Below are 25,250 nucleotides of genomic sequence, written 5' to 3'. Positions count from 1 at the left end.
CTATCACTCCTCAATAGACGCACAGGGATTCGGACACTCGGCTACCAATTACAAACTCGTGCCTGCCTTTCGGTTACCGGGTCCATGGGTCGCGTCGGTGATCAGTGAGAGCGCCAGCCGAGGACACAGATCGACTGCAGTGCGCGCCTCGGGCAGCGCTGTGGGTGGGACGGCGGGCTCGCGGGAGCCGTCTCGGGCGAGGGGGTAGCCCCAGTCGTCGCGGCCAAGGATACGGGGCAGGAGTTCGGTGCACAGCCCGCGGCCGTGGCAGCGCGTCCAGTCGATGTGCAGGCGCGTGGCTGGTTTGGATTGCTTTCTCATCTTGTTCCCGAGATGTGTTGTGGTGGGCGCCCGGTGGCGTGCATCGGCGCTAGGGCCCCTTCGCATCGGCCGTGGCGATGGTGCTCGATGTCGGAGGCGAACGTGTCGAGGGCACTGCGGGCCAGGCGGGCGGTGCCCTCGGGATGGCGACACGAGCCCCGGCCGTCGATGATGTCGATCATCCGGCTGACCTCCTCGAGGAGTTGCTCGTCGACGCGACCGTAGGCGAGATCGTCGAAGAGTCGGGCCAATTGGGGCAAGCCGTTGAGACACGGTCCGCACTGGCGGGCGCTCTGTCCGGCGAGGTAGCCGAGAATGTCTGCGGTGCGGGCGAGTCCACACTGGTCGGCGGGCAGCGCGTGGATGATGCCGGCACCGGGGCTGGCGCCGAGATGGGCCAGGCCGGCACGCGACAGTCTGGCGTCGGTGAGCATTGCGCCGGGAATCCAGGTGCCGTGGTACCCGCCCAACAGTACGGCGCGAAGCGCGCCGGAGTCGGTGACACCGGTGCAGCGGACGAGGTCGGTCAGTCGTGTGCCCGTCGGCACTTCCAAGACTGAGTCCGTCGTTGGTCCGCCCGTCAAAGTGACGAGCATGGTTCCCGGCTCGGACGGATCGCCAACCGATGTGAACCAGCGAGACCCGTACCGGGCAATCAGTGCGATGTGGGCTAGCGTTTCGACGTTGTTGACCACTGTCGGGCGTCCTCGCAGCCCGGATATTGAGGTAGGTACGGTCCGATCGCGGGGCAGGGCCGGGCCACCCTCGACCCGCCTCACCGCAGCTGATTCCTCGCCCGCGACGAATCCGTGGGGGGCCGCGACGACGGTGACCCGGTGGCGGTCGACCTTCGCCGATCTTCGCTCGCTGATGGCAGTCTTGATCGGCGCTATCGCGCCGGACGGAACGTACATGACGACCTTGTCGGCCGACACCGCGGCGGCGACGAGCTTCAGACCGTCAAGTACGAGATGTGTTGCGCGGGAGAGCAGTTCGGCGTCCTTGTGGCTGAGTGGCTCGCCCTCGGCGCCGTTACCAATCACCACTGCCTTGCGCCCGGTGACTGATGCGATCTTGCGGCCGGTGGGGAAACCGGCGCCACCGCGCCCGGTTAGTCCGGACCGGTCGAGCACCTGCACCAGGGTCGTTGCGGCTGAGTCGGGCAAAGCTCCGAATCGCTGTTGGTGTTCGACCAGGCCCGGGCCGTTCGCCGCGAACAGGCGCTGACTGGTCGGGGCGCCGGGCCGTCGTGAAATCGTCATGGGCGCCACGATGTTCGTGTGCCGGTGTACTCGGTGTAGTTGGTGTGTAGCCGCCACACCAGCGCGCCGCACACGGTGACGGTGCAACAGCCGGCGAACACCAGGAACCAGGTGTGGCCGGCATCGGTCCCGTTGCCAAGCGCGTGCGAGATGGCTATCGGCCACAAGGCGTAGGTCGCCCAGTGCACCGTGTGGAAGGCCCGCACGCCGAGCCGGTGGCGCAGCAGGCTGGTCACGATCACCACCGCGAGTAGGTCGAAGGCCAGCGTCCCCAACCCGAGCCAGAGTGGCCGGTAGGCGCCAAGGAACGGCACGACCAAGTCGAGGAGTCGAAGCTGCGCGTAGGGGTCCAAGAACAGCAGCACAATGTGCAGGACGACGAGGAGAGTTCCCGCCAGCGAAGTGAAGCGATGGACGTCGGCGACAGCGAATCTCGGCAACACGACCAGCGGACGCCCCGACCGCGTGGCGATGCCCAGGAAGAGCGCGACGGTCATGAAGGCCAGTGCCGTGACGCCCGTGCCCCGGCCCAGTGCCCACAGCGCCTGGTCGATCACTGCCAAGCTCCGTTAGCGTCGGCCGGCCACCCGCACAGGGTGTGGACGTTTCGCTCGCTGTCAACAAGTCGCGCGGGAATGTCAAGTGCGCGAATCCAATCCAGCGCCCGCCAGCCGCGGATGATCGAAGCAGTGCTGACTGTGTTGGCGGCCAGGCAGGTTTGTCCGGCCACGCTTACCGTGCGCCACACCGGATCCGCAGACCACCCAGTGCGTGGGTCGACGATGTGGTGGACAAGATCCGCACCGCGGCGCCATCGACGGTGAATCGTGCTCGAGGTGGCCAGCCCGGCTCCTGATGAAAGAGCCACTGAGCCCGCCGGATCCTCGGCGTCATCGAGGACCAGTACCCGCCACCCGCCGTCGGGCTCGGGTCCCGCTGTGGCGATGTCACCACCCAGGTTGATGAGCACGCCGCTGTCGGTGACCCGGTGTGCACGATCGGCGCACCGGTCGGCTGCAACCGCTTTGGCAGTCGCTCCGAGGTCGAGCCGAATGCCCGGCGGCACGGTCACGACGCGATCCTCGAGTCTGACCATGGACCATCTCGCCGGAACGCTGATCGATGCGGTCACCCGATGGGTGTCATCGACAGCGCCGATGTCGCCGTCGTATCCGAGGGCGATTAGTGTGGCGCCGATCGTGGGATCGACATCGCCGTCGGTCTGACGGGCCGCCGTCATCGCGGCGCCGAGCAGCTCCGCCAGTAGCTGACTTACCGGAGTTGGCCGTCCGGCCGACGCGGCGAGGGCGTTGATCTCGGAATCGGGCCGGAATCGCGAAGCGGCGACCTCGATGGTGTCGAGTTCGGCGTCGACCTCCCGGCGGGCGACGGCCAGCGAATCGGGATTGGTGACCACGATCTGCATGCTCATGCTCCAGCGCTGCCACCTCGTTGTCGCGGTGCCCGCACCGGAGTCGATGAGTTGCTCGGACGGGTTCGTCACGAGCCGTGCGAAATCGTCACGTGCGGCGAGTAGTTCGGCGCCCTCACTGTCGTCGGGGTGGGACTGCGCCGCTTGGTTGTCGGGGGAGCTTGGGCCTGGGATGCCGGTGCCTGAGGGGTGAGCGGCGGGGACTGCTCGATGGTCGGTGCGGAGGTGTACTGGGGCGTGTAGTCCGGCGCCGGGGTGTACGTCGGTTCCAGGGCCTGTTCAGCGGTCGTCTGCGGGGTGTATTCCGCAGCGGGTGGCGGGGTTGTCGCCGGCGGGACGTCGGCCGTCGTCACGAGGCCCGGCGCTGGCGGTAGCTCCTCGGGTGCAGGCACGGCCGCATCTGCGCCGACGTCTGCCACCGCCGGCTTAACGGTATCGCTGTAGGCAAGCGCCGAAGCGCCTGCGACACCTGCCATGCCGACGCCGACCAACGCCCACGAAGTGGCCGCCGCGCGGCGCAAGCCCAGACGAGGTGAGTCCACGTATCGCAGGCTGCCAACACTTTCTTACAGCCCTCGAAGAAGTAGCGTGGCAGGCTCTGTAGGTGGCCGAGCGACGCCCAGCACCGACATTGCTGATTGTCGAGGACGACCGTGCACTCGGCGAGATGCTCGCCGACCTGTTCAGCAGCGAGGGCTACCGCGTCGACGTCGCGCACGACGGCCAGCAAGGGCTGCACCGTGGCCTCACCGGCCGCTATGACGCCATGATCGTCGATCGCGGACTGCCGGTCATGGACGGTTCCGAGCTAGTCGCCGTACTCCGATCGCGCGGAATCGCCACTCCGGCATTGCTGCTCACTGCGCGGGGGTCGCTCGCGGACCGAGTCGAAGGCCTCGACTCCGGGGCTCAGGACTATCTGGTCAAACCCTTCGAGGTAGCGGAACTGCTCGCCCGAGTGCGGGCATTGCTGCGCCGACCCGACGGTCGATCGACACTGCGCGTCGGCGAACTCTGCCTGGACCGCCTAACGCGCACAGTCAGCGGTAGCACCGCCGATGGCGACGCTGTCGACCTATCAGAGCGCGAGGCAGCGCTTCTCGCAGTCCTGATGAGCGCGCCGCGTCAGGTCTTCACACGCGGTCAACTACTCGATGTGGTGTTCGATGGTGTCGACTCGTCCGGCACCGTCGACACCTACGTCCATTACCTGCGACGCAAGCTCGGCAGGAACATCATCCACACGGTGCACGGCACCGGCTACCGCCTCGGAGCCGAATGAGGACCGACAGCGATCTCAGCGTCGTTCACCGCGCGGGCCGGATCGCCGCGTCGCAAGCCTCCCTCGCACTTGCCGCAGTTCTGTTGGTGGTCGGAGCTGTGGTGTATCTCGTTGACATCCGCGTGCAGGAGCAGCAGATCAGGTCCCAACTGTCGTCCGTCGCTTTAGCGGCCGACGACGCCACCGATCCGCCGCCGGGAATGATCCTGGTGCTGCGCGACCTCTCGGGGAAGGTGCAGGCCAGCGGCAACGGAATTCCGACGGCGCAGCTGCTCGCGCGCCCTGCCGGATTCTTCGAAACTCAGATCGAAGGCGCCCCCTACCGCGCGGTGGTCGTGGACAGGCCCGGCGGCAGAGTGGTCGCGCTGCTCGATCTGGGGCCGTACAGGGCGGGGCGGAGCCGTCTGCTGTTAGCGCTGGGTATCGCCGAACTGGCCGGGATCGTGGCCTCCATCGGCGTCGTCAGCTTGCTCACTACAAGGTCGATCCGGCCCCTTGTCGAGGCGCTGGCTCTGCAACGACGTTTCGTCGCCGACGCATCACACGAACTTCGCGCCCCATTGACGGTGCTGCACACTCGGATCCAGCTACTCGCGCGCCGCTTCGAAGATGGTGACGCCCAACAGAACAGGGAACAGATCGACGCCCTCGCGTCCGACACGCGCGCGCTCGGTGAGGTGATCGAGGATCTGCTGGCCTCGGCATCTATGACCTCAGACAACGCTCCGCAGGAGCGCATCGATCTCGCCTCAGTGGTGCAAGCGGCCTGTGAGAGCATGGCTCAGCACGCCGAAACGGCTGGCGTGAACCTCGTGGTAGAAGCGAATGACCCAGTGCCCGCTGGAGATTTCGTCGTTCTCGGGTCGGGTTCCGCGCTTCGCCGCGCGATCACCTCCCTCATCGACAACGCGCTCGCGCACGAGCATCGCGGCGGAACGATTGCCGTCGCCCTCGGACGCCACCAAAACGACATCCTGATCGATGTGCGTGACGACGGAGTGGGCATCGACCCAGGCGCCATGGAAACATTGTTCAACCGCTTCTCGCGCGGAAAAACCCACACCGCCCCCGGGGATCGCCCGCGCTACGGCATCGGCTTGGCACTCGTGCGAGAGATCGCTCACGCCCACCGAGGGCACATCGCCGTCGCGCAGACGCCTGGCGGCGGCGCCACTTTCACCCTCACAATCCCCGCTGCACCGGTCAGGCCAGTGCCATGAAGAGCTTCTCCAACTCGGCTTCGGGAGTCTCGCCGTCGGGTCCTACGCCGGTAATGCGTTCTCAGAGCCCGGTTGCGACCATTTGAATCCGGCGCGGTCCAAGGCGCGCGACGCGGCGGCGAGCTGGGTCACGACGTCGTTGCAGTTGCGGCCCTGTTCGATCATCGAGATCACGAGCGCCGTGCCGATGCTTGTTCCGCCGACGGTAGCAATGCACAACAGCTCGTCGGGCTGGCGGCTCGGTCAGCGGGCATCGTCCGAGTGAAATATCTGCTTGAGCGACACACCCCGAGTTCTCACCGGAGTGGGCGAGGCCGAAGCGAAAATGGCCGACACGATTCGCCTTTCGCTAAACGGCGATGATAGGTACGAGATGCTCGATTCCGCGAAAGTCATTGGCGTTACGGGTGATAAGCGGGAGGTTCGCACCGAGCGCGGTCGCGGCAATCAGTAAATCCACGGCTCGCGGACCGCGGGCTTTGCGTCCCGTCGCGGTGATCGCGGCGTAAATCCGGCCATACGCTCTGGCGGCGGCACTGTCGAAGGGCAATGGATCAAATGTCGCCTCCGCGCGTTGCAAACGGTCTTGGCGTGCTGCGCGCTCGTCGCTGTCGGTCGTTGCGTGAGGGCCGGCCGCAAGCTCAGCCATCGTCAGGGCGCTCACCGCCAGCTCCCTGGGTAGCTGGTCGGGGTCGAGGTGCTCTAGGGCAATCACGACCGAGGTGTCTATGAGCCCTTGCCGATGCACGTCGAGCGCGTCGTCAGCCACGCGGCGCAGCATCTTGGTCGGCCCCGTGATCCAAATCGGCTCGTAACCGGTCGAGGTTCACCGGCGCAGCGCCTTGGAAAGCCCTCAGTGCCACCGCGGCACTGACAAATCTATGCCGACGTAGCGGCGAAAGCTCGCCCACAGCAACTCCATTGCGGGTCACCACAAATGACTCGCCCTGGTCGAGTTGCCGCATTATCTCTCCGCTGTTGTTGCGCAGCTCGCGTTGCGTGATCTCGGTAGTCACTTGACCAGTGTAGCACCCGTGCTACACGGCCGCGAGAATGTGGCGGCGGACGCGATCACGTCGGCGCAGACCACACCAGTCATGCGCACGTTGAAGGCGGCGTGAGTACGTCATGTCCGTCTGCCGGTGAGGTCAGTGGTCACTCAGTGCGCTGCCTTTGCGCCACAACGAGGTCGTAGTGCGCTTCGGGCAAGGCATAGTTCAGCGCGTCGCCGTTGATCCACGTGACGTTGGCCGAAGTGCTGAATTGGGCGCGGGCCCTCGTCGCTCGCGTCGGGCGTGCGGAACACCACCGACTTGCCGTCGAGCGTATTGTGCAGAATCCGCAGCGACATCTGCGCGTCGAATTCACCTGCAGCATTAAGCTTTTCGTTCAGCGCGTTCTTGTCGTCGGTGAGCGTGTCGATCTGGTTCTGCAGCCGGTGTTTGTCATCTCGCAGCCCTGACAGCAGCGTATTGGGCAGCAGGCCAGACCCGAGCTCCACGCCGATTGCCAATGCAACTAAAACGACGGTAAGAGAAATTGTATGTGTGCGTAGGGAAATCAGGACGACTTCGTAGGTGACCAAACCCTGAATCACAGCGAGAACGTATTCCAGTAGTCGGAAATCCAGTCGAGCACCGGGCATCGGCGCGCGACACCCATGGTGCGGCGATCACCGCGATGAGCATCGCCAGCACCGGCAGCGAAATCGCCCCGCCCGATACCCGGCTGCGGTAGGACGCTAACCCCAGGCGCGGTGGTGGCTCACCACCTACGGCTAATCAGGGGTGGTCACACCTGCGCGTGCCGGCGCAGAAATTCCATCTCCACGCGCAGCACGTTCTCGTGATCCAGTCCGCCGGCATACACGTCGTAGTGGCCGCCTCGGCTGCGATACAGCTCACCGCGCGGGGCCTGCGCTGCAACGCGGAGCGCTGGTCGGGTCGGCGCCATGGTGTCGTGTTCAGCGACCACCATGAGCAATGGGCATCGGGCATGCGGTGCGCGACGGACCGGCCGATGCATCGTCACATCGAGGACAGAGCGCGCGGTGATGTCGTTGGGCCACGAGTCGTCTCCTGGATCGAGTCTGGCGAGGCCGGTCATCGCGTCTTCCGTCGCGATCACCCCGAAATGACCTGGGGGCACGCTGACTTGGAGGTAGTGGGGCGCCCGCCCTAGTGCCGACCCAATGAGGTCGGCGAGCCCATGAGCAGTCAGGCGAAGCCCACGCCACAGAGGGATGTTTGCCACTGCGGCCAGGCCGTCCACCAATGGACATTGCGCGATGGCGCCGGCCAGCCCAGGTTGGCTGGCGGCGAGCTCGACGATATGCATGCCGGCAAATGACGTGCCCCACACGAAGATTCGAGTGGAATCCAGCCGATCGTCGGCGTGCGCCCACGCTAGCGCCGTGCGATAGTCCGCCAGCTGGCGGCGAACCGACAGTAGTTGCCGTGGCTTGCCCGTCGACGCCCCCCAGTGCCGGTAGTCGAACACCAGCGCCGCAAACCCGCCCTCAGCGAACGTCTCGGCGAACGGGGCCAGGCCCGCGGCTTTCACCCCGCCGATGCCGTGCGCCATCACCACAGTGGGATGAGGCCCGGGGTCATCGGGCAGGTACAGCCAGGCGTCGATCTCTTCGCAGCGGCCCGCGGATATGCGAATCGCGCTGCGCTGGTGCACTTCTCGGGTCACGCGCCCACCTCGTCGGATGAGAACAGCTCCGCGCCGGCGACTCTGGCCAAGTCGGCGCCGAACAGCGCTCCTGGGGTGAACGCTCCTGGCTTGCCGGATCCCTCGATCAACCGGGTCGCTACCGAGGCGGCGACTCGTGCGGTAAACGCGTAGCCGTCGCCGGCACGCAGCCAGGCTTCCCTGCGCGTGCCATCGGCCCATTCCAGCCGGGCGTATGCCCACGAGACATCGCCACCGGTTGCCGGGGGAGTGAGGCGCATGCGGCCGATCAGGCGCTGAACGCCGGCCCGGACCGGGCGCATGGCCAGAGCCGCGGAGGCCACTGGCAGGACTGCCCGAATCAATCGTCCGTTGGGTACCTCGGTGGAATATGCGGTTACGTGAGCGGCGCCCGAAGCCCGGTGCGCGGCTTCGAGTTCGCCTGTCGGTACGGCCAGTGCCCCTCGGGCAGGTTCGTTCGGGACCGGAATCTGTTCGTAGTCAGCGCCCAGTCGCCGGCGTTCCAGCCGTGCGTCGCGATATCGCCTGCCGCCGTAGGCAATAACATCGACGGCGCTCGCCAGGACCGACGAACCCAGCCCCTGCACGGCTGGCACGGCGGCGACGACAGCGCGTGCAGCCGGAGGTCGGTCGCCGCGCAGCTGAATCACCAGTGCCTCGGTCGCCAGTACGCCGAAGCCCGCGCCGGTCATCAGTGTGACACCCCGGTCGCGTGCGTCGGCGTGCCGATGGAGCAGTTGTTGCACCGGCTCGAGCTCGTTGGCCTGATCGACGTAATGCACCCCGGCAGCCAGGCACGCCGGTAGTAACGGCGGGGTCGTCGCACCGTACGGGCCAACGGCATTGATGATGACACGGGGCTTCTCGGCGAGAATCCGTTCGCTCAGATCGGCCGGGCCCGAAACCACGCGGCGACCGACCGCTGCTCCGATGGATTCGGCCGTGGATGCCAGTCGCGCGGAGTCGCGCCCGACGAGTACCACGTCGGCGCCGCCGACGACCAGGTCGTTGGCGATCGCTTTGCCGCTCAAACCCGTTGCCCCGAAAACCCATATCTCAGCCATGCGATTTACGGTACAGTGTGCATCGTAAATACGTCAACTCATAGGATGCTCAGCGGTTATGACTGCATCACGGGGGCGGCCTCGCGACGGCGCGCTGGACGGCGCGATCGCCCGCGCCACCGAATCGGTGCTGCTCTCAGACGGCTACGGGGCGGTCAACATCGATCGCGTCGCAAAGTCCGCCGGCACCACCCGCGCGGCGATCTATCGAAGGGCGAAAACGCGGGGCGAGCTTGTAATCGGAGTGCTGGTGAGCCGCTTCGGATTCGACCCCGCGCCGGACACCGGCGACTTGCGCAGGGACCTGCAGTTGCTGCAGGAGCTTCAGCGCACGTTCTTCACCGACCCCGTGATCAAGGCCGGGTTGGCAGGAGTGCTCAGTGATTTCGGGACCGAGGAAGGTCTCGGCACGGCGCTCTATGACCGCTTTATGGCTCCACGCCGCCGCTCGGTCGCGGCGATGATCAGTCGAGCGGTGGACCGCGGCGAGATTGCATTGGTCGACCGCCCCGACGTCGTCTCGGATCTGCTGACTGGTCCCTTGCTCCTTCGCGCGGTTCTTCCCGCCATCGGCCCGATAGACGACAAGCTGGTCGCAGAGACCGTTGACGCGGCACTCAATGCGTGCGGGGCCAAAAGCTAGCGGATCGGGCCGTCAGGAAGCCGTCCCGCACACCACAAAAGCATGCCGACAGGACTTTGACGCCATCGTCACATTGCTCGCCGACGAACTCTCGCGTGCCGCTTACCCCGACCGTCACGAAGCTGTTTCGATCCGGCGCTGCTGGCGAGTACGGCGATGGGTGGGTTCCGGCGTGGCCGATGAGCCCCGCAAGCTACGGCGAGAAACGCCGCACCATCGGCGAGCACGCCGATCGGGCCGGGCGCCCGATGCCGGTGTGCGCGCTGCACATCGCGTGATCATCGGTAAATCCCGCGAACATATCGCTGAGCTGATGGAACGCGATCCCCTGGGTAAACCCCACGCGCTCATGTGCTCGGCCGAAATCTGGGCCAAGTACGGAATGAAACATCCGTCCGGAGAGCACTGCCGCGGTCTGGTCGACCTGATCTACCACGACCTCGATCCCGAACAGCTCCGCGAGCTCGCGCCCACGATTCCGTTTGAGCTTGCCGAAGAGTTCATGTTCATTGGCAACGCGACCGAGATCGCTGAGCGAGTCAGCGGATACGCGGACAATGGTCTAGAACATGTCATCCTGGGCAACGGAACCGGCACCGTAGGCGGCCTCGACGAAATCAACGCCAGCGCAACACAATTTCCCGAGATAGTTGCCGCCCTCGGCGAGTGCAAATCCATGTGATCGGGTCGCGATCCGATCCGGTGTCCACGCCGGCTCTGTAGCCCGGTCCGCCGCCGGCTCGGTCACGGTCAATCTCAGATCGTTGCAGCGTGCGAGGTGCTGTCTCGGGCCGGCATTCAAACCAGGACTTCACGAGGCGAGATTCGCCCGATCCAACGGGGAAGGCCTTGTGTGGCAACGGATCTGACTTGTCCAGTGGTGCGCCTTGGCATTTAGACTGCGACCGCTGGCCGGCGCAGCCAGGAGCAGCTGAACGGGACAGCCTCGACCACCTCGCCATCGACGCCGCCGCACAGTACGGCATCATCCTCACCCACAACCCATGTGGCGCTATGCGAAGACGTCGTTGAGTGTCACGGTCTGCAGGTTGCGGCTGGCGATGATGCCGCTGAGCTGATTGAAGCAGTCGGTGATGGTGGGCAGGTTGGCGTGTGCGAGCACGATCTGCTGGGGTTGCAGCGCGGCGTTGGCGTTGGCGATGAGGCTGGCCTCATTTTCCGGGCGCGAGTCGCCGATGGTGCTGCTCCACATCGCAATGGTGGGATAGCCCAGATCAGCGGCGACCCGGTCGGTATCGGCGGTGTGCACGCCAAACGGCGGACGGAAGTACGGTCTGCCGTCGGTGCCGTAGGTGTTGGTCAGGAAGTCGGCGTTGCGGCGGATCTGGTCCTCGACGGCCGGCAGCGGAATGCGGTTGAGGTACGGGTGTGACCATGTGTGGTTGCCGAGTTGGATCTGTCCGGAGTCGACCAGCGGTCGCAGCACGGGGGCGTTGACTGTCCAGGAGTCGTTGGCCCCGTTGACGAAGAACGTCAGGCGGGTACCGGTGTCGCGGCAGAATTGCACGATCGCGGCGACGACGCTGACGCTGGCGCCGTCGTCGATGGTCAATGCCACCTGGTTGCCGTCGCCGGGCAGCCTGCTCAGCACACCGACCGGCGCAGGCACCCGCCCCAGCGGCCGGCTGGTTCCCCTGTTGGCGCGTGCAGACGTAGGGCGCCCCAGACCGGCCAACGCCCCGAACGCGATCGCCGTCAACACTGTGCGCCGGTTCATACGCCGAGACCCTCAGGAGCGGGACAGCCCAACATGCCTACAACGCTAAGGCCACGAGTGCCGACAGGACCACGCAGAAGGTGAACACTGCTGTCCCGCAAGGCAAACGGACGTCGACGCGAGTCAAGCCCCGCGGCGGCTCGCGTTGACGTCACCGCCGTCCGCCGTGTTCTTAGCGTCATTCGTCAACTCCTTTCCGAACGTCGTGCCGATCGGCAACGTCCCACGCCCTGTGATGAAGCCCCGGGAAACGCAGTTAACCCCGGCCCACTGGCGTACCCAGTTGCTGGGGCGTGAACCGTCGCTTGGAGATTTGTTTTTCGAGACTGTCGCGGCCATGGCCGGCCGTCGCCTCCGGCCACGCACCCAACAGGAAATAACACCGCGGGAGCCCTGCGAGAACCGTGGCTCGTCGTCCGGCGGACGGACCGAACGCGAAGTCTCTTTGTTTCAAGACGTTTATCGGTGCGCCCGCTCGGTACGGCACGGTCGAGACGGCGCTCAGAGCTTCGCTAGCGCAGCGGTGCTGCCCTCATTTCGGATCTCGCGCGCCGGCTCGAATTGATCCCGACCGCGACCCCAGTCGCACATCGACGCTAGGCAGCGCCGAGGCAAACCGCCACATGCAAGCACGCCCTATATCACGGGCAGCGCCAAGACACTAGATCTGCCCTTAAAGATTTACGGAATCGCGTTGGGCGACTGGACCATACCGTGGGACCAGTGGCGGGGCCGGCAGCGCCGTGCGCTGCCAACCGCCTGACGACGCAGGGCAGTCGTCCTAGCGGATGTGACGGCATCACAGCGGGCGCTGCAAGAGCACTTCGCCGCTATCAGCGGCCACGATCTGCACCGCAGAGATTTGGTCGATGGGTGTCGGCGTGTTGCCGTTGGGGCGTGCGGTAACGCCCGGGACCGCCAACCACGTCGCCAGCTGGGTATGGCTGCCGTCGCGGCCGACTATCACCATTGCCAGCGTGTCCCCGCGCTGGCCGGCGTTGTCGGCTTCTTTCGGGTAGGTGCAGCTCATGTCGATGTCGGTGCCCCAGGCCTGGCGTGTCAGGCTCACCGTCGCGGTTATGGAGTTTGGCGCCACCGGATTCATGGTCAGTGGCGATGCCGACGTTGCGGGCGGGACGGCGGATGGTGACGTCCCTCCGACATGGATTCCCACGATCAACGCGATGATTGTCGCCGCGGCGGCTGCGACGGCCATCGACCACGACAGCGCCCTTGTGCGTCGCCGTCGGCGGCCGACCTTCGCCAACAGCGACGTAAGCAGTTCGGGCCGCGGCTGCCATAGCTCAGGGGCCCCCTCGTCGAGGGCCGCGACCTCGTGTGGCTCCAGCATTGCGAGCAAGGCAGGCATGCCGCTGACGTCAGCGACGGCATCGTGGCATCGAGTGCAGTGAGTCAGATGTTGTTCGAACTGACGTCGGTCTTCGGCACCCAATGCGCCGAGCACGTAGGCGGCGTCCCACATGGCGAATGGATCGCCCGTTTGCGATCCTCCACCAGCTCGCCCGTCAATGCTCGTCATCGCTGTTACCTCACTATTTGTAGGGTAACCGCGATTTGCCACGCCGCGTCGTGCAGCCCCGACGTGACGCTCTGCAACCGCTAACCTGACCTCTGCCCCCGGGCGAACGTAACGGGCGTCGAGGGTTTGACGAATCGTCAGGTAGACAAGAGCGATTGCTTGTGTTCGCTACTCGGAGGTGCAACTAGGCGTTCTACCGGTCATGATGACAGTCTCTGAAGCTCTCCACTCCCTCAGCGCCGAGCATCGCACCGCGGTCATTCGGGCGTACTACCTCGCCCAGGCCGTCCCCCAGATCGCCAGACTGGAGCAGCTGCCGGAAGACACAGTGAAGTGTCGCCTCCACGAGGCGCTCCACGCGCTTGCACGCAGTACCTGATGAGCGAAACGTTTTCCCTCTCGCGACATCACTGTGTGCACAAACGTTCAAATGCCGCCAGGCTCTGATCGTCGATCATCAACCGCTGGTCCGTATTCTCCAGGGGCGTCAGCAAGCACTGGCGCCGGTGGAGCTGGCAGCGGCGGCCCAGGAAACCCTAGCGCCACTAGCAGCGGTTCATTCGGTAGCAACGGCGCTGTTGCGCGTTCATCTGGCCGAGACGGGCCGCCGGGTCCGGATTAACGACTTATGGATCGCTGCGATTGCGGTTTCTAAGCATCTGCCAGTGGTGACACAGGATGACGACTTCGATGCCCTCGAGGGCGTCGCTGATCTTTCTATCATCCACGTCTGAACACCGAATGCTCTGAGCCGCAGCGCGTCTCGAATGAACCCGACGTTTCGCCGCCGGATCGACGAGCGACCTAACCCGGGCATTCGCGTCAAGACCGTGTCACCGGGGTTCATCCAGGTGGACAGTCGCCGCCATCCGCTCAATTCAACGCAGCCGGGCGATGGAAACGACTACCAACCATGTTGCGCCCGATCGCCCACCTCCCTGATCGCAACATGCGAAAACTCGCACACGCCCCCTGGACGGGAGTCAGGTAAGCCGTGGACGTGTTCTGGCGTTCAGGGCAGCAGGTTGGTGAGAAGGCGCGCGAGGTCAGCTTGGCGGTGGGTGTCGGTCTTGTCGAATACGTGCTGCAGATGGGTCCGCACAGTAACCAGAGACACCGACATCTCCTCTGCAAGTTGCTTTGGTGGGGCACCGCGCGCTATTCCAGACGCTATCTGGGATTCGGCCCGGGTAAGTGAGAAGAGCTGGGCAAGCAGCGCTGGCGCGGCCATGGTTTGGTGCTCGGGATCGACGATGATCATCAACGCACCGGCGTCGTCTGGCTGCGACGGCACTATGTGCACAACGTAGGGTCGCCGACCGGAGGGGCGAGCGCACAGCATCGAGCGCCCGCAACGGATTCCGTCTCGGTCGCCCACGATCGCGGTGTGAATTGCTTTGCCCAGTTGGGCCTGCGCGGACCCAACGGTCGCGGTGATGCACTGCGCGTGCAGGGATAGTCCGTCGGCTGTCTGAAGAATGAGCTCGGCCGACGAGTTGAGGCAACGGAGAAACCCAGCCGGCCCCACCAGGGCAGTCCCGTGGCGCATTCCATCGACCATCGCCACGAGTCCGTTGTTGACCCTCCCGCTTTCGGCGAACTTGTCATAGGTGCGCAACGCTTGCTGCAGATGACCGGTCAGGGCGTTCATGGCTTTGAGGCGCTCCGCTGAGCCAAATGGTTCGGTGCGTCGTGGTGCCGTCACCAGGAAAGTTGTCGTAGCTCGGCCCGAGGTGAGTCGGACGAACATGCCGTCTTCGAGATCGTTGGGGCGGTTCCACTCGTTGAGGAACTCCGAGCGGTGATCTGGTGTCATCAACTCGCTACCGGTGCGCACCACGCCAACGGGTCCGGCCTCGACGTCGTCCAACACGTGGTCGACCCGCCAGTAGTGGTGCCGGTAGGTCTCGGCGGCGTCGGCGGGGAGCACCGCCGCGATCTGGTTTCGGACCGCGCCTTGGGCCACCAGCAGTGCGCCGCCTCTGGCCCCGAGTGTCTGGTAGATCGTCGTGATCGACTCGGCTGCTTGTCCGGGGTCGACCGCGCACGCGTACACGGCAGAGACCATTTTGGAGAAGTCGTCTACTGAAACCACGCCCGCCCCGCCAACTGTTCACCAACGCCTGCCTGCTCAAGCGTTTAGGTGCACAAAATAATACGCAGAAATCATCAATTCATATGAGGTAACGCGCTGCTTGGGGTGCCACCCTGCACATCGAACACAGCACCGCGACGGTAGCGGTGCTTACTGCAGATGCTGCGGATTCAGGGGGAGATCCGATGTCCAGCAAGACGAATACGAGCGCGGCGCCTCACAACCACCAGGTTGAGCATTACTCAGTGCGACGTACTTCCTCGGCAACCCCGTGACCTCCGCATCGCGAACTGACTGCGATGACGTTGCCCGAGTCCCATACGCCGTTGCGGTCCTGCACGAGGCGCAGCGTCTGTGTCCGCCGGGCGCCGCGGTCAACACGGTGGGGTCGCAAGACATCGCCGTCGACGGCTACCGCATCAAGCGTGGCGCTCTTGCATCGGAGATCACTTCGCGCTGCTGGAGACCGCCCTGGGGCTGGCCACCATCATCGGGCGAACCGAAATCCGTTCCCTTCGAGACGAGTTCCTGTTCGCCGTACCGTTCACCACCGTCGCCGCAGAACCCGTGCACGCGATGCTGGACCCAGATGCCCACCGACACCACCAACGAGGCCATCGGCCGCCGAGCGTCGCGCCCGAAGCGATCCACCGCACCCAGCCGGTGCGGAAACAACGAAGTCCTGGATGCCGCCGCGGGGCGGCCTGAGCTGGTGAGGTGCACGATGTCGGCAGTCAAGAACCGTTCTGCGGCAAAGAAATCCATCAAACGGTCACACGGCCGTCACCGTCGCAGCGCCACACCGCGCTCGGTCCTGTGGCTGCGCGCCGGGGCGGTCGCAGCCGGCCTGGGCGCCGCGGTGGCCGCCGGGCACGGCGTGGCCGCCGCCGCACCCGATTCAGCGCCTCCAGCCGACACCAGTCCCGCTGGATCAGTGTCGGCGCCAACGTCATCGACGTCACCACAGCGCCAACCAATCGCGGCAACGAGGGCCCCCAACACGCGACAACATCTCATCCCCGCCACGGCGTCGCAGTCGCCCCAAAACACTGTCGTGTCTGCCGCGCCAGTATCGTTGCGGCACAACACTTCCCGGGCCGGCGACGACGACCCCGCGACGGCTACTTCCAGCGTTGACCCCTCGCCTACGAGCACCGCCGGTCGCCACGCGGCTCGACCGCCCAAGGACACCATCAGTCATACCGACCCCAGCGGTGATCCCACTACGGGGACCGCTGCGGTCGTGAACACCCCTGGTGGCCAAACCAATTCGACGACACCACGCAACATCGGTGCCGCGGGCAGTTCTACCATCGCGACCCAGGGCAGTGCCGACATGCGCGCACCGCTGACAACGCCGGCCACAGTCGGTGGCCGCTTGGTCGCCGCGACCAACGTGGTGTCATACCCCATCGCCGCAAACACCTCGGCGCCGTCGGCACCGGCGGACGCGCCCAGCGCGGACCCGCTGTCGGCGTCGGCGCGGCCCGGTTCATCTACTATCGCAGCCCCCACCGCTTCTGGTGGTGCGCTGACTGTGAATCCGGTCGTCGCGTTGATCGACGGAGTGATCACCGGTTCGGCCGGAGCCGCGGATTCCAAGGGTTACCCGCTGAGCTACACGCTGGCGGGGTCGCCGAACCAGGGCGGCTATGTTCTGCTCGATAAGACGACCGGCAACTTCGAGTACGTGCCCAATGCTCAGTTGGTCAGCTCCAAGGGAACTGAGCAATTCTCGGTGCTGGTCAGCGAAACAACACCGTTCGACACGGCGTTGGCACAGCTGCCGGTAGTGGGGTCCTTGGCACCCCAGCTCCTGGCGGCCCTTCACCAGCTGCCGATGGTGGGCGATCTGCTGACACCCCTGATAGGTGCAGCGGTGACCGAGCCGATCAGCGTCGACATCGCCGACGTCGTACCCGACGGCGCCCCGGTCGCGCGCACCATCACGGTGACGTCCTTTGACGGCACCACGATCAACGCCCACTTCTACCCGGCCTCAGGACTGCAGGCGGGGCAGACCGCACCCACCGTCTTCAACGGCGCCGGGCTGGGCTTCGCCGGGGACACCGACCCCAACTCGGGCTGGGGCAGTGACCCGTGGAACCTGTTCAAAGGCGACGCCCCGCTGCGCGCCGCCGGCTACAACGTAGTCACCTGGGACCCGCGCGGCGAGTTCGGCTCGGGCGGTCAGCTCAACCTTGATTCGCCCGACTTCGAGGGCCGTGATGTCTCGGCGATCATCGACACGGTCGCCACCTTGCCCGAGGCCCAGCTCGACCGCCCCGGTGATCCGCGCATGGGCATGATCGGCGGATCCCTGGGCGGGGCAATCCAACTGGTGACCGCAGCCACCGATCACCGCATCGACGCGATCGTGCCGGCGATGACCTGGCACTCGCTCACTACGTCGCTGTATCCAAACGACGCATTCAAGACCGCCTACTCCGCGCTGCTGGTCCTGGGTGAGGTGAACATCGGCGCCAACGTCATTCCCCAGCTCTACGAAGGGCTGCTCACCGGCGCGCTGACCGGCACGCTGACCCCCGCCCAACTGCAACTGCTGGCCAGTCGCACCCCCCAAGTCGAGTCCATCACCGCGCCCACGCTGCTGTTACAGGCCGCCGGCGACCCGCTGTTCGGACTCGCCGAAGCCCAAACCACCGCGCAGGTGCTGGCCGCCGACGGCGTCCCGGTCAAGATGGTGTGGTTCTGCGGCGGCCACGGTGTCTGCTTGAACCCCGGCGACGCCGGTGCTGCGCTGGTCCAAGCCGACACGCTGGCCTGGCTGGACCGCTACGTCAAAGGCGACCCGTCGGTCGCCACCGGGCCGGCGTTCGAGTGGGTCGATCAGAAGGGGCAGTCCCACTCATCGAGCCTGCTGCCCTCCGATCCGGCGTTTTACGGCGCGCCGATCGTTGCCTCCGGCAGCGGCGGCACGCTGCCGATCGTTCCGCTGTTCGGCGGTTCGGGCCCCCAACCCCGAGACGTGTTTCCCTATTCGCTCACCGAAGCCTCCGCGGCCACCCCGGCACTCAATCTGACTGTGACTGCTCCTGCCACCACCCAGATCGTGGGGGCCCCGCAGCTCACCATGACCTACTCCGGTGTCGGCACCAGCCGCCACGTCTTCGCCCAACTCATCGACAACAGCACCGGACTGGTGATCGGCGACATCGCCACCCCCGTCCCGGTGACCCTGGACGGGCAGACTCACACCGTGACCGTGGCCCTCGACGAGGTGGCGCAGACCATGTCCCCGGGCGACACCCTGACCCTGCAACTGGTCGGCTCGGCAACCGCCTACGAAAACGTCACCGCGGTCGGCCTCATCCACGTCTCCGACATGCAGCTTGCGCTGCCCACCGTCGCAGCCACATCGAGTGTGGGGCCGTGATCACAGGGTTCCGCGCCCCCGTTGCCGATGCAGGGTCTGACACCTGCAGCGGGCGCGCACCCTGGGGCACCCGATGTCAGAACAGGTAGCCGACTACGCGATCGGCTCGGGTGCTGGGCGGTTAGCGTGAGGTTCGGCAATTGTCAGGTGGTCAGCGTGCCACACCGTGTGCGTGCCGCCTTGGAGGGCTGCCCCCAATGACTCTGAACGAGACGCCGCGGGTCGCGGTTGCAGACAGCGGCGCGGGCGACGACCCGTTTCTGTGGCTTGAGGCCCTCGACGGCGAGAAAGTGCTGGGCTGGGTGGCCCGGCACAACGAGCCGACGCTGGCACGGCTGTCGGGTGAACGGTTCGAGCAGATGCGCGCTGAGGCGCTCGAAGTGTTCGAGGCCGATACTCGCATCCCCGGGGTGTCGCGCTGCGGGGAGTACCTTTACAACTTCTGGCAGGATGCAGACCATCCGCGAGGGGTGTGGCGGCGCACCACCCTGGCCGAGTATCGCAAGGACTCCCCGAAGTGGGATGTTGTTATCGATGTCGATGCGCTGGCCGCCGCCGAGGACCAGAACTGGGTATGGGGCGGCGCCGGCATTATTGAACCCGAGAGCACGCGCGCGCTCGTCGGCCTGACGCGCGGCGGCGGGGACGCCGGCATTGTGCGCGAATTCGACATGATTACGCGACAATTCGTTGTCGACGGGTTCTACCTCCCGGAGGCCAAGAGCGACATCAGCTGGGAAGACGAACACACCGTACTGGTGGGCACCGACTTCGGCGAAGGCTCGCTGACCGAATCCGGGTATCCACGGCTGATCAAACGGTGGCGGCGCGGAACGGCGCTCGAGGACGCCGAAACGGTGTTCTCCGGTTCCGCCAGCGACGTCTCGGTGAGCGCGATGTGCTACCGCTATCCGGGGCAGGAGCGGACCTTCTTCTACCGCAAAGTCGACTTCTATAACAGAGAGACCTTCGAACTGCGCGACGGCGAGCTGATCCGCCTGGACATCCCCACCGACGCCAGCATGGCGGTGCACCGGCAGTGGGCAATGATCGGACTGCTGACGGATTGGGCGAGCGGCGACGCCGTCTACACCGCCGGTTCGGTGCTGGTCACCGACTACGAGCAACTTGTCGCCGGGACAGCCGACCTGCGCGTAGTTTTCCAGCCCGGCGGCGGCGACTTTTTCGCCGGGGGAGCATTTTCCGGCGACCGGTTTGTGAGCATCAAGCTGCGCGACGTCGCGACCGTGGTGGAGGTCCTCACCCCGGGCATCTGGGAACCCCAGCCGCTGGCGGGTGTGCCCGCCAACACCACAACCAACCTCGCCGGACTCGATGCATTCGGTGACGAAATCTTCCTCCACAGCAGCGGTTTCGACAAACCCTCTCGGCTGCTGCACGGACCGTCGGCGGGACCGGTCGATGAAATCAAGTCCGCACCCACACTCTTCGACGCCGACGGCCTCGTCGTCACTCAGTGTTTCACCGCCTCAGCCGACGGCACCCGGGTGCCGTATTTTCTTGTCACGCATCGGGATTCGACCGGCCCCAGCCCCACCCTGCTGGACGGGTATGGCGCCTTTCGTGTGGCGAATCTGCCGGGCTATCTGGGTGTGTTCGGCCGACTGTGGCTGGCCCGCGGCGGCAGCTACGCGCTGGCCAACATCCGCGGCGGCGGTGAGTTCGGACCCGCCTGGCATGAACAGGTGCTACGCGCCAACAGGCACAAGGTCGCCGAGGACTTCGCCGCCGTCGCACAGGATCTGGTGGAGCACGGTGTCACGACAGCCGCCCAGCTCGGCGCCATCGGCGGCAGCGCCGGAGGCTTGCTGATGGGCGTCATGCTCACCCAGTACCCGGAGTTATTCGGGGCGATTGTCTGCAATAATCCGCTGCTGGATATGCGCCGCTACCATCTGCTGCTGGCCGGTGCTTCCTGGATGGCCGAGTTCGGCAACCCCGACGAGCCGGCCGACTGGGATTTCCTCAAGCAGTACTCGCCCTATCACAACATCAGCGCGCAGCGGCGCTACCCGCCGATGCTGATCACCACCTCCACCCGAGACGACCGGGTGCATCCCGGCCATGCACGCAAAATGACCGCAGCGCTGGAAGCCGCAGGCCATGACGTCCTGTACTACGAGAACACCGAGGGCGGCCACTCCGGGGCCGCGAACAACGCCCAAGCCGCCTTCGAACGCGCGGTGACCTACGAATTCCTACTGCAGACGCTGTTTCACAATCATCCGCGGGCTGCGGAAGCACACCCGGCTGCGGGCATCGATGGTGGCCGTCGTGTCCACTGACTCGGCCTACTGGGGGACTCCGCCGCGAGTCGGGCGGGCAGCGCGGGCGCAATCGGATCTATTGGTGGCCTGCGCGCGCTCACAGACCGCCCCACCCCGAATAGCCACCCAGGCCCGCGCAAAGGTTGGTGTCGGCGGTCGTCGCCGCCGTTGTGGTGCCCGTGTTGGTGCGCTCACGTAGCGACGCCGCCGGGGGATGGCAAATAGGGGTTGGCGGCGCTGTCCTATCGGCAGCCGCAATTGCCGTCAAAACACAACGACTGCCCCGAACCCCGGATACCCGTGAGGAGTGCTCCACGCTATGACCGCGATTCAGGTCGTCATCGTTATCGGTGGCTCGTTGCTGTTGCTGACGGCGATGATCGCCCTGATGATCCGGGCCAACACCGCCGAGCAGCGATACATGCAGCGTCGACGTGCCCAGTGGATCGCCGAAGGACGCATCCCCGAAGAGGAGCCGAACTTCTTCTCCGGCTCCGGTGGCGGTTCGAGCAGCTGATATCGACGGGCAGCGAGCGGCGGTGCATCCGTGGGGCCGGTGGCGCGTAGTCGATACTGGGTGTTGGGCGCAGGTTTGATACTCATCCGGACTCTAAGGAGGCGAGCAGTGACCGACCGCGACGACGTCCCAGGCCGCGAACTGGGGTGGACCGGCGCGGACGACGCCGACGACCAGCCCGACACCGGACGCACCAGACGACGCGAACCGTTTACACAGCAGGGTCCCGAAGCGCCGCGACAACCGTGGACCGATCCCGGCCCACCGCCCAGCGGGCCCGGCCGCGCAGCGCCGCCGGACTGGTCGCAACCATTTTCCACCGGCGCCCACCGGATTCCGCCGGAGCTGGCGCGCCCGCCGGCCGAACCCGGACGGTCCTACCCCGAACCCGACGACACCCAGGGCCCTTACCGCGAACCGCCGGAGGTTGGCCCACCAGGCGCTGGGCCGTCCTATGCTGCACCACCGCCGCCGGGATCGCCGGAAGCCCGGCCACCCCGGCGGCAGCCGCCAGCTGCGCCCGGCTATCCGCCCGCCGACTCGCGCGGCGTCCCGCCTCAAGGTGGCGTTCCCGACTTCAGCCGCCAGCCGGCCGCGGCGCCCTCGTCCTACACCGACCGGATCCGCGCCGAGCAGCTGGTGCCCACCCGCAAGCCGGTGCCGACGCGCGGCTGGCGAAAGGCCCTCTACAGCGCCTCTTTCGGCACGATCAATCTGGGCCCCTCGCCCGACGAGATCAAAGAGGCGCAACTGAAGGCCAAGATCAAGTCGGTGTTGCGTGGACACTACAAGGTCGGCGTGCTGGGCAAGGGCGGGGTGGGCAAGACCACGGTGTCGGCCAGTGTGGGTTCGGTGTTCGCTGAGTTGCGCCAAGACGACCGGGTGGTGGCCATCGACGCCGACACCGCCTTCGGCAAGCTCGGCAGCCGGGTCGATCCCAAAGCCCAAGGTTCCTACTGGGAACTGGCCTCCGACCGGCACCTGGACACTTTCGCCGATGTGCGCTCCCGGGTGGGCAACAATTCCGCGGGGCTGTTCGTGCTGGCCGGCGAGGCCACCCCGGCGCGCCGGCGGGTGCTCGACCCGGCGATCTACCGGGAGGCCGCCGAACGGCTGGACCGCTACTTCTCCATCTCGATCGTCGACTGCAGCTCGACCATGGACAGCCCCGTCACCCAGGAGGTGCTGCGCGATCTGGACGCGCTGATCGTGGTGTCCTCCCCGTGGGTGGACGGTGCAGCCGCGGCCGGGCAGACGCTGGACTGGCTGGCCGGGCGGGGCATGACCAGCCTGCTGGCGCGCACGGTGATCGTGCTGAACGACTCCGACGGTCACGCCGACAAGCGGACCCGCTCCATCCTGGCGAAACAGTTCGGCAGCCATGGCCAAAAGGTGATCGAGGTGCCCTTCGACGGGCACCTGCGCCCCGGCGGGGTCATCGACGGCACCGCCCAGATGACACCGGCCACCAGACGGCGCTTCATCGAGATCGCCGCGGCGCTGGCCGACCATTTCCCCACTCAGGGCGACCGCGAACGCGAACGGCAGTAGCACTCCTCCGTATTGCAGATACTGCACGTCTAAGTGGTCAGTCCCGGGTACTCCACGGCTGGACAGTTCAGCGCACGGAGGCCGCACGAGGTGACAGTCATCGGAGTCGACTCCCACAAGAAGACCCACACCCTCGTCGGGGTCGACGATGTCGGCCGCAAACTCGACGAGCACACCGTCAAGGCAACCGACGAGGGACACGCCGAGGCGCTGCGGTGGGCGCGCAGTAAATACGGCGCCGAGGTGTTGTGGGCGATCGAGGATTGCCGCCAGGTCACCACCCGGTTGGAGAGTGCGTTACTGAAAGCCGGTCAGCGCGCGGTTCGGGTATGGCCGCGGCTGACCGCGCGCACCCGCCGGTCGGCGCGCACACCGGGAAAATCCGACCCGATCGACGCGTTGCAGGTGGCCCGCGCAGCTTTACGGGAACCCGACCTGCCGGTGGCCTTCCATGACAAAGCTTCTCGGGAGATGAATCTGCTCGTCGATCGGCGCGAGGTCCTCGTCGAACAGCGCACCGCAATGATCTTCCGGTTGCTGTGGCGCATGCACGAACTCGACCCGGCCCGAGGCCTGAAAGGATCGCAGCTGACCAAGATCAGCCACCGCAAGGCGGTTGGCGCCTGGTTGTCGCAGCAGTCCGGGGTGGTGGCCGAACTGGCCGGCGCCGAGCTGGCCGACATCGCCGCCTTGTCTGAACACATCGATGTGCTGACCAAGCGGATCGTGCATCGGGCCCGCGAGGTGGCGCCATCGCTGGTCGCCATGCCCGGCTGCGGCGAGCTGACCGCAGCCAAGATCGTCGGCGAGGTCGCCGTGGTCACCCGTTTCCGCAGCGCCGACGCGTTCGCCGCCTATGCCGGTGTCACGCCGGTTCCGCACTCCTCGGGCGGCTATGTCCGCCGGCGGGCCCCGGTGCGGCCGGGCAACCGCCAGCTCAACAGGGCACTGCACACGATTGCGCAGACCCAGTGCCGGTGGGGGCATGCGGGAAAGGCGTACTACCAGAAGCGATTAGACGCCGGTGACTCACCGACCAAGGCGCGCCGCGCGCTCAAGCGCCGCATCGCCCACGCGGTGTATCACCGGCTGCTCGACGATCAGCGCCGGTCACAGTGGAGCGCTTAAGACCCGCCGTCGCGGGGTAGCCCGATACCGTCGCACTCGGTCAGGTGGGTGGCTGTCAGAGACTAGTGCCGCCCACGCGGTTGGCTCGTTGATCCAATGCCCTGCTTGGCCGCCGCGAAGCGCTGCACAACGCCCTTGTGCGGCGAACATCCGACACCTGGGGCCTGGCTACACCAACTGCTGCCGCCGCCGTCGGCTGGCTCGGCTATCGCGTGCCGGCGCCGGGGGTCGGCTCACGAATCGCGTGCCGGCGGCAGGGTGCCCGATCGCGGCGACGCGCCGATGCATGCAGCCGCGCCGGCAGCCGGTCACCGAGGTAGCGCTGAAGTCGGAGGGCCGTCACTGCTTCATCAGCGCATCGGGCGTATCCCAGCGCACGCCGTCGAAACGGCCGAAATCGCTGTCATAGCTGACGATCCCGCCACGGTGCTCCAGCGCCAGAGCTGCCAGGTGTGCGTCGTTGACGAGGTTTCCGCCCGTCCCGACGTGGGCCAGCAGCCCGCTGAGCAGTTGGGGGTGGCGCGGGGTCGGACCGATCACGACCGCGGCTGGCGCGCCGCACCAGTCCTCGACCTGCTGCATGGCTGCGCCGGGGTGCAGCGGGGACGGGAAGAGTCCGATCTTGGTGCTCAGCCGCACGAACGCCAGCAGCGGCACCCACGCCAACCCGACCGTGTCGGCGCCCGACAGTGCAACGTCGAGCCAGCGCCTGCTGGCCTGGTGGTGTTCGGCGGCCGAATTGACCGCGTAAAGCAGGACATTGGCGTCGACGATCTTCACGCGCCGCGGCGCTGCCGGCGCAGCAGCTCCTCGTCTTCAAGTTCGGCGGCAAGCTGCAGGGCACGGTCGAGATTGATGTTCGGAACGCCGAGGTCGGCGGTCTTGGTGACGAACCGTGTCGGAGACGGTCGGCCGTGGGCTCCGTCGCGAATCGCGTCGTTGAGGGCCTGCTTGAAGGACACGCCGCGCGCACGCATCCGCTGGCGCACCAACGCCAGCGTGTCGGCGTCGAGCGTCACCGTCGTGCGCATGGTGACAGCATAGCATCAATCTTGCTGATTGCATGCTGTCAAAT

The 25,250-nt window shown here is 66.2% G+C and carries 27 protein-coding genes and 3 pseudogenes; 11 read left to right on the top strand and 19 right to left on the bottom strand.

Annotated features, from left to right (window positions below; translation table 11 throughout):
- Nucleotides 1–48 precede the first annotated feature (48 nt).
- From MYCSM_RS36445 to MYCSM_RS32195, 5 genes are read right to left on the bottom strand one after another with little or no spacing between them, the layout of a single operon-like run.
- Complete coding sequence (locus MYCSM_RS36445) at nt 49–321, bottom strand: ferredoxin (protein ID WP_015297705.1); 273 nt, start codon at nt 319–321, stop codon at nt 49–51.
- Nucleotides 318–1,583 (bottom strand): NADH-ubiquinone oxidoreductase-F iron-sulfur binding region domain-containing protein, encoded by a 1,266-nt coding sequence (locus tag MYCSM_RS32210; RefSeq protein WP_015297704.1) that lies wholly within the window; start codon nt 1,581–1,583, stop codon nt 318–320. Before MYCSM_RS32210 ends, MYCSM_RS36445 begins: the two co-directional genes overlap by 4 nt.
- Complete coding sequence (locus MYCSM_RS32205) at nt 1,580–2,140, bottom strand: ferric reductase-like transmembrane domain-containing protein (protein ID WP_015297703.1); 561 nt, start codon at nt 2,138–2,140, stop codon at nt 1,580–1,582. Before MYCSM_RS32205 ends, MYCSM_RS32210 begins: the two co-directional genes overlap by 4 nt.
- On the bottom strand, nt 2,137–3,087 hold the full coding sequence (locus tag MYCSM_RS32200; RefSeq protein WP_015297702.1) for an FAD:protein FMN transferase: 951 nt from the start codon (nt 3,085–3,087) through the stop codon (nt 2,137–2,139). Before MYCSM_RS32200 ends, MYCSM_RS32205 begins: the two co-directional genes overlap by 4 nt.
- Nucleotides 3,084–3,557 carry a hypothetical protein gene (locus MYCSM_RS32195; RefSeq protein WP_015297701.1) on the bottom strand — a complete coding sequence of 158 codons (474 nt, stop codon included), beginning with the start codon at nt 3,555–3,557 and terminating at the stop codon, nt 3,084–3,086. Before MYCSM_RS32195 ends, MYCSM_RS32200 begins: the two co-directional genes overlap by 4 nt.
- Before the next feature lie 62 nt (nt 3,558–3,619).
- On the opposite strand from MYCSM_RS32195, the gene MYCSM_RS32190 reads away from it, so the two are divergent.
- Together MYCSM_RS32190 and MYCSM_RS32185 are read left to right on the top strand one after the other, a co-directional pair.
- Complete coding sequence (locus MYCSM_RS32190) at nt 3,620–4,297, top strand: response regulator transcription factor (protein ID WP_015297700.1); 678 nt, start codon at nt 3,620–3,622, stop codon at nt 4,295–4,297.
- Nucleotides 4,294–5,517 carry a sensor histidine kinase gene (locus tag MYCSM_RS32185; RefSeq protein WP_015297699.1) on the top strand — a complete coding sequence of 408 codons (1,224 nt, stop codon included), beginning with the start codon at nt 4,294–4,296 and terminating at the stop codon, nt 5,515–5,517. The genes MYCSM_RS32190 and MYCSM_RS32185 overlap by 4 nt, the downstream gene beginning before the upstream one ends.
- Here MYCSM_RS32185 and MYCSM_RS32180 read toward each other — a convergent pair.
- The 7 genes and pseudogenes from MYCSM_RS32180 to MYCSM_RS32160 form a co-directional block, all read right to left on the bottom strand.
- A pseudogene (locus MYCSM_RS32180) lies at nt 5,501–5,739 on the bottom strand (metal-sensing transcriptional repressor). The gene MYCSM_RS32185 and the pseudogene MYCSM_RS32180 sit on opposite strands and share 17 nt — an antisense overlap.
- Nucleotides 5,740–5,866: 127 nt before the next feature.
- A complete protein-coding gene (locus MYCSM_RS32175) occupies nt 5,867–6,298 on the bottom strand; it encodes a type II toxin-antitoxin system VapC family toxin (RefSeq protein ID WP_015297698.1) in 432 nt (143 codons plus the stop codon).
- Complete coding sequence (locus tag MYCSM_RS36440; RefSeq protein ID WP_157681570.1) at nt 6,279–6,533, bottom strand: type II toxin-antitoxin system Phd/YefM family antitoxin; 255 nt, start codon at nt 6,531–6,533, stop codon at nt 6,279–6,281. The genes MYCSM_RS32175 and MYCSM_RS36440 overlap by 20 nt, the downstream gene beginning before the upstream one ends.
- 260 nt (nt 6,534–6,793) lie before the next feature.
- Nucleotides 6,794–7,081 (bottom strand): annotated as a pseudogene (locus MYCSM_RS36435) (copper transporter); the annotation flags it as partial.
- Nucleotides 7,082–7,093: 12 nt separating this feature from the next.
- Nucleotides 7,094–7,253 (bottom strand): annotated as a pseudogene (locus tag MYCSM_RS36930) (SteA domain-containing protein); the annotation flags it as partial.
- Between the two features lie 55 nt (nt 7,254–7,308).
- Complete coding sequence (locus tag MYCSM_RS32165) at nt 7,309–8,214, bottom strand: alpha/beta hydrolase (protein WP_015297695.1); 906 nt, start codon at nt 8,212–8,214, stop codon at nt 7,309–7,311.
- Nucleotides 8,211–9,278: a saccharopine dehydrogenase NADP-binding domain-containing protein gene (locus MYCSM_RS32160; protein ID WP_015297694.1), complete on the bottom strand. Its 1,068-nt coding sequence runs from the start codon at nt 9,276–9,278 to the stop codon at nt 8,211–8,213. Before MYCSM_RS32160 ends, MYCSM_RS32165 begins: the two co-directional genes overlap by 4 nt.
- A gap of 58 nt (nt 9,279–9,336) precedes the next feature.
- On the opposite strand from MYCSM_RS32160, the gene MYCSM_RS32155 reads away from it, so the two are divergent.
- The 3 genes from MYCSM_RS32155 (at nt 9,337) to MYCSM_RS32150 (ending at nt 10,603) form a co-directional block, all read left to right on the top strand.
- Nucleotides 9,337–9,921 carry a TetR/AcrR family transcriptional regulator gene (locus MYCSM_RS32155; protein ID WP_015297693.1) on the top strand — a complete coding sequence of 195 codons (585 nt, stop codon included), beginning with the start codon at nt 9,337–9,339 and terminating at the stop codon, nt 9,919–9,921.
- 95 nt (nt 9,922–10,016) lie between these two features.
- Entirely contained in the window at nt 10,017–10,199 is a 183-nt protein-coding gene (locus tag MYCSM_RS37945; RefSeq protein ID WP_051073983.1) for a hypothetical protein, read from the top strand.
- 35 nt (nt 10,200–10,234) lie between these two features.
- Entirely contained in the window at nt 10,235–10,603 is a 369-nt protein-coding gene (locus MYCSM_RS32150; RefSeq protein WP_198345137.1) for a hypothetical protein, read from the top strand.
- 330 nt (nt 10,604–10,933) lie between these two features.
- Here the strand turns inward: MYCSM_RS32150 and MYCSM_RS32145 are convergent, their stop codons facing one another.
- The gene (locus MYCSM_RS32145) at nt 10,934–11,659 is read right to left on the bottom strand and encodes a polysaccharide deacetylase family protein (RefSeq protein ID WP_015297692.1); all 726 of its coding nucleotides are present in this window, start codon (nt 11,657–11,659) and stop codon (nt 10,934–10,936) included.
- Between the two features lie 799 nt (nt 11,660–12,458).
- Entirely contained in the window at nt 12,459–13,199 is a 741-nt protein-coding gene (locus tag MYCSM_RS32140; RefSeq protein ID WP_015297690.1) for a zf-HC2 domain-containing protein, read from the bottom strand.
- Nucleotides 13,200–13,561: 362 nt separating this feature from the next.
- Between MYCSM_RS32140 and MYCSM_RS38955 the strand changes: the two genes are divergently transcribed.
- Nucleotides 13,562–13,933, top strand: coding sequence for a PIN domain-containing protein (locus tag MYCSM_RS38955; RefSeq protein WP_335337524.1), 372 nt, complete (start codon nt 13,562–13,564; stop codon nt 13,931–13,933).
- A gap of 278 nt (nt 13,934–14,211) precedes the next feature.
- Here the strand turns inward: MYCSM_RS38955 and MYCSM_RS32130 are convergent, their stop codons facing one another.
- The 3 genes from MYCSM_RS32130 to MYCSM_RS37495 form a co-directional block, all read right to left on the bottom strand.
- On the bottom strand, nt 14,212–15,294 hold the full coding sequence (locus MYCSM_RS32130; protein ID WP_015297689.1) for a helix-turn-helix transcriptional regulator: 1,083 nt from the start codon (nt 15,292–15,294) through the stop codon (nt 14,212–14,214).
- Nucleotides 15,295–15,705: 411 nt separating this feature from the next.
- Nucleotides 15,706–16,059, bottom strand: a complete 354-nt coding sequence (locus tag MYCSM_RS37500; RefSeq protein WP_051073981.1) for a hypothetical protein — start codon at nt 16,057–16,059, stop codon at nt 15,706–15,708.
- A 432-nt stretch (nt 16,060–16,491) separates the two neighbouring features.
- Entirely contained in the window at nt 16,492–16,809 is a 318-nt protein-coding gene (locus tag MYCSM_RS37495) for a hypothetical protein (protein ID WP_051073980.1), read from the bottom strand.
- A gap of 22 nt (nt 16,810–16,831) precedes the next feature.
- Here MYCSM_RS37495 and MYCSM_RS36420 point away from each other — a divergent pair, with 22 nt between their 5' ends.
- From MYCSM_RS36420 to MYCSM_RS32100, 5 genes are all read left to right on the top strand, one after another.
- Nucleotides 16,832–18,691: a S15 peptidase family protein gene (locus MYCSM_RS36420; RefSeq protein WP_157681568.1), complete on the top strand. Its 1,860-nt coding sequence runs from the start codon at nt 16,832–16,834 to the stop codon at nt 18,689–18,691.
- 197 nt (nt 18,692–18,888) lie between these two features.
- A complete protein-coding gene (locus tag MYCSM_RS32115) occupies nt 18,889–20,997 on the top strand; it encodes a prolyl oligopeptidase family serine peptidase (protein ID WP_015297687.1) in 2,109 nt (702 codons plus the stop codon).
- A 301-nt stretch (nt 20,998–21,298) separates the two neighbouring features.
- Nucleotides 21,299–21,496, top strand: a complete 198-nt coding sequence (locus MYCSM_RS32110) for a hypothetical protein (protein ID WP_015297686.1) — start codon at nt 21,299–21,301, stop codon at nt 21,494–21,496.
- 108 nt (nt 21,497–21,604) lie between these two features.
- Nucleotides 21,605–23,047, top strand: coding sequence for a MinD/ParA family ATP-binding protein (locus MYCSM_RS32105; protein ID WP_015297685.1), 1,443 nt, complete (start codon nt 21,605–21,607; stop codon nt 23,045–23,047).
- Between the two features lie 90 nt (nt 23,048–23,137).
- Entirely contained in the window at nt 23,138–24,175 is a 1,038-nt protein-coding gene (locus MYCSM_RS32100; RefSeq protein ID WP_015297684.1) for an IS110 family transposase, read from the top strand.
- 339 nt (nt 24,176–24,514) lie between these two features.
- Here the strand turns inward: MYCSM_RS32100 and MYCSM_RS32095 are convergent, their stop codons facing one another.
- Nucleotides 24,515–24,955, bottom strand: a complete 441-nt coding sequence (locus tag MYCSM_RS32095; protein WP_015297683.1) for a type II toxin-antitoxin system VapC family toxin — start codon at nt 24,953–24,955, stop codon at nt 24,515–24,517.
- Nucleotides 24,952–25,206: a hypothetical protein gene (locus MYCSM_RS32090; protein WP_015297682.1), complete on the bottom strand. Its 255-nt coding sequence runs from the start codon at nt 25,204–25,206 to the stop codon at nt 24,952–24,954. Before MYCSM_RS32090 ends, MYCSM_RS32095 begins: the two co-directional genes overlap by 4 nt.
- Nucleotides 25,207–25,250 lie beyond the last annotated feature (44 nt).

The sequence above is a fragment of the Mycobacterium sp. JS623 genome (genome assembly GCF_000328565.1).
Lineage (GTDB): Bacteria > Actinomycetota > Actinomycetes > Mycobacteriales > Mycobacteriaceae > Mycobacterium.
The sequence above is the reverse complement of the archived record's forward strand: the minus strand, read 5'-3'. Positions and strand labels throughout refer to the sequence as shown.

Bases quoted from the DNA above. Each gene is read 5' to 3' on its own strand.
- MYCSM_RS32210 (WP_015297704.1), bottom strand. From the start codon at position 1,583: ATGACGATTTCACGACGGCCCGGCGCCCCGACCAGTCAGCGCCTGTTC.
- MYCSM_RS32160 (WP_015297694.1), bottom strand. From the start codon at position 9,278: ATGGCTGAGATATGGGTTTTCGGGGCAACGGGTTTGAGCGGCAAAGCG.
- MYCSM_RS32185 (WP_015297699.1), top strand. From the start codon at position 4,294: ATGAGGACCGACAGCGATCTCAGCGTCGTTCACCGCGCGGGCCGGATC.
- MYCSM_RS32110 (WP_015297686.1), top strand. From the start codon at position 21,299: ATGACCGCGATTCAGGTCGTCATCGTTATCGGTGGCTCGTTGCTGTTG.
- MYCSM_RS32140 (WP_015297690.1), bottom strand. From the start codon at position 13,199: ATGACGAGCATTGACGGGCGAGCTGGTGGAGGATCGCAAACGGGCGAT.
- MYCSM_RS32115 (WP_015297687.1), top strand. From the start codon at position 18,889: ATGACTCTGAACGAGACGCCGCGGGTCGCGGTTGCAGACAGCGGCGCG.
- MYCSM_RS36445 (WP_015297705.1), bottom strand. From the start codon at position 321: ATGAGAAAGCAATCCAAACCAGCCACGCGCCTGCACATCGACTGGACG.
- MYCSM_RS32175 (WP_015297698.1), bottom strand. From the start codon at position 6,298: ATGCTGCGCCGCGTGGCTGACGACGCGCTCGACGTGCATCGGCAAGGG.
- MYCSM_RS32145 (WP_015297692.1), bottom strand. From the start codon at position 11,659: ATGAACCGGCGCACAGTGTTGACGGCGATCGCGTTCGGGGCGTTGGCC.
- MYCSM_RS32090 (WP_015297682.1), bottom strand. From the start codon at position 25,206: ATGCGCACGACGGTGACGCTCGACGCCGACACGCTGGCGTTGGTGCGC.
- MYCSM_RS32155 (WP_015297693.1), top strand. From the start codon at position 9,337: ATGACTGCATCACGGGGGCGGCCTCGCGACGGCGCGCTGGACGGCGCG.
- MYCSM_RS32150 (WP_198345137.1), top strand. From the start codon at position 10,235: ATGGAACGCGATCCCCTGGGTAAACCCCACGCGCTCATGTGCTCGGCC.
- MYCSM_RS37500 (WP_051073981.1), bottom strand. From the start codon at position 16,059: ATGGATTTCTTTGCCGCAGAACGGTTCTTGACTGCCGACATCGTGCAC.